Annotated in this window: 1 protein-coding gene; it reads right to left on the bottom strand. The window is 53.7% G+C overall.

What is annotated here, in order from left to right; translation table 11 throughout:
• A partial coding sequence (locus U8U68_RS21950) for an IS110 family RNA-guided transposase (protein WP_322204598.1) occupies window positions 1-965 on the bottom strand: 965 nt, incomplete at both ends.

Raw genomic sequence — 965 nt, 5'->3', positions numbered from 1 at the left:
ATGGACATGATGACAAACAAAGTCTTGCGCAGGTGAGGCGAGCCGCGTTTGCCGATCCTGCCCTTATTGGACACTTTGGAACCCGAATCGTCCCTGCCCGGGTCGATGCCTGCAAAAGCCACCAGCGAACTCTTTTGTGCAAAGCGGCGCACATCGCCAATCTCCGCCATGAGCTGGGGGCCCACAGAGGGGCCAACGCCGGTCATGGCCATGACGGTCTCATACTCAGGGAGCTGAGCGGCCAATCGGTTCATTTCCGCACGGAAGACCTCAGCAGTGTGCGAGATGGTATTAAGCTGCGTTATGGCCTCTCTCACCAGCAGTTTCGTGGTCTCCGACTTTGGAACCAGCGGAAACAGTGTCCGAGCATTCTCGTGGATTGCCGCAGCTTTTGCCGTACTGAAATTGTAGCCATGGCGCTTGCACCACTTCTGGTATTTCACGGTAAAAGCGTTTAGGCTGAGCTTTGCAACGCAGTCCGCGTGCCAGAAAGCATTAGCAAAATCCACCCATTTCTGGCTGCCGTCCGAGCGCACAGGGCTGCTGAACAGAGAACGCACACCCGGATAGGATTGCTCCATTAGGGCGATCAGATTGTTTGAACAGGCGGTGCGGTTCTTGCTGGCCAGTTGGAACTGGCGGTTAAGGGTTTTGAGCTGATATCTTATGGTGTCCATGGGATTATATTGCCGCAATTCCTCCCAATTGTCAAGGGTATATCTGGCAATTTTCTTGGCGTCCGCCTTGTCAGTTTTGACGCTGCGCAGAGAATTGTCGCCATAGTTCCTGAGTAACAAGGGATTGACCGCTGAAACCCACAAGCCGCTTTTGTGCAGTACATTGGCAATAGATTCATAATAATTGCCGGTGTGCTCCATAACTACCCTGACTTCACCATCCAGGGCGCCCAGCTTCTCTAAGAGGCTGGCAAATCCCTGGCTGTTGTGCGTCACATTGAACGGGCG

The sequence above is a fragment of the Acutalibacter intestini genome (assembly GCF_034334985.1).
Taxonomy (GTDB): Bacteria; Bacillota; Clostridia; order Oscillospirales; family Acutalibacteraceae; genus Acutalibacter; species Acutalibacter intestini.
Note: the sequence above shows the minus strand (reverse complement) of the source record. Positions and strands in the feature narration are given on the sequence as shown.